This window comes from Ruegeria sp. CE9 (genome assembly GCF_056537425.1).
In genome coordinates, this window is the sequence record NZ_JBQFRO010000047.1 from 1 (window position 1) to 1,886 (window position 1,886).

2 protein-coding genes are annotated in these 1,886 nt (G+C 57.7%); both read left to right on the forward strand.

What is annotated here, in order from left to right:
- Positions 1-1,563: dihydrolipoyl dehydrogenase family protein (locus ACR0B3_RS23780; protein ID WP_480811210.1), on the forward strand; the 1,563-nt coding region annotated here is incomplete at its 5' end.
- Positions 1,560-1,886: CDP-alcohol phosphatidyltransferase family protein (locus ACR0B3_RS23785; protein WP_480811211.1), on the forward strand; the 327-nt coding region annotated here is incomplete at its 3' end. The genes ACR0B3_RS23780 and ACR0B3_RS23785, both read left to right, overlap by 4 nt.

The window sequence follows — 1,886 nt, forward strand, 5'->3', positions numbered from 1 at the left end:
CTGATTGGGTCTTTTGCAGCGCTTGGCCTTTTTCCATGGATTGCAAAATTTGCGATTGCGCGCATCAAACGCTATCGCGCCTATCGCCCCTATACGCGCCCTGCCCGTTTTGATCGCAATCTGATCGTGATTGGCGCAGGCGCAGCTGGTCTTGTTTCGGCCTATATCGCCGCTGCGGTCAAGGCCAAGGTCACCTTGGTTGAGGCCGGAGAAATGGGGGGGGATTGCCTCAATTTTGGCTGCGTCCCCTCAAAGGCATTGATCAAATCTGCCGAGCGCGCCCATGACTTTGCCCATGCCGAGGAATACGGCCTCATCGCAGCGCCCCCCAAGGTGGATTTCCCGCGCATCATGGCCCGCATTCATGAGGTGATTGAAACCATCGCACCCCATGACAGCGCAGAGCGCTACGAGGGTTTGGGGGTTGAAGTGATCAAAGGCTATGCCCGCATCCGTGACCCTTGGCATGTTGAGATCACGCAAAATGATGGCAGCGTTGCGACCTTATCCACCCGCGCGATCATCGTGGCCACGGGCGCATCCCCGACCATCCCCCCCATCACGGGACTGTCCGATGTGCCCTATCTGACCTCTGACACATTGTGGTCAGAGATGAAAACCCGTGAAACCGCCCCACAATCCATGGTGGTTTTAGGGGGTGGGCCGATTGGCTGCGAATTGGCGCAAAGCTTCGCACGGCTTGGGGTTCAGGTCACGCAAATCGAACGCGCGCCGCGGCTTTTGACGCGCGAAGATGAGGAGGTCAGCGCCGCCCTTCTTGCCGCGATAGAGGGCGATGGGGTTGCCGTCAAAACAGGCTCCACGGCGCAATCCGTGAGCCTTGCGGGTGATCAGATTGCCGTGGAAATCGAAGGGCCAGAGGGCCGTGAGGTGATCCTTGCCGATGATCTTTTGGTGGCAGTCGGGCGCAGCCCGCGCCTGACGAGGTTTGGCCTTGAGGAATTGGGGATTGTCACAGATCGCAAGGTCGACACGAATGACTATTTGCAAACCCTTTTCCCCAACATCCTCGCCGCTGGCGATGTCGCAGGCCCTTATCAATTCACCCATACGGCAAGCCACGAGGCCTATTACGCCGCCGTAAACGCGCTGTTTGGGGATATTAAGCGCAGCAAAGCCGATTATCGTACCATTCCTTTTGCAATTTTTACCGATCCCGAAATCGCCCGCGTTGGCCTGTCTGAAAGTGAGGCCCGAACCAAGGGCGTGGCCTATGAGGTCACGCGCTACGATCTCGATGATCTTGACCGCGCCATTGCCGATGGCACCAGAAATGGGTTTGTAAAGGTGCTGACCGCAAAAGGCAGTGACCGCATTCTTGGGGCCACAATCATCGGGGCCGAGGCGGGAAATCTCTTGGCCGAATTCACCTTGGCCATGAAACACGGGCTTGGGCTGAACAAAATCTTGGGCACCATTCACATTTATCCAACCCTCGCAGAGGCGAATAAATATGTCGCGGGGAATTGGCGCAAAGCACGCGTGAACCCCCGCGCCCTTGCGCTGCTGCAGCGGTTTCACGCCTGGAGGTTGGGAAAATGATCGATGCCCGCCTATTGCCCCTGCAACGCCGCCTGGCCCGACCCTTTGCCGAAGCTTTGTATAAGGCCGGTATCAGTGCAGATCAGATCAGTTTGTTTGGCTTTGCTCTGGGGCTGTGCGCCCTGCCTGCGCTTGCCATGGGGCACTTTGGGCTGGGTCTTATGTTCATCCTGCTCAACCGCCTTTGTGACGGGTTGGATGGGGCTGTGGCGCGGATCGCGGGGCCAACAGATCGGGGCGCGTTTTTGGATATCGCGCTTGATTTTCTCTTTTATGCCAGCATCCCGCTAGGGTTTACGCTGTTTGATCCGAGCCGTAACGCC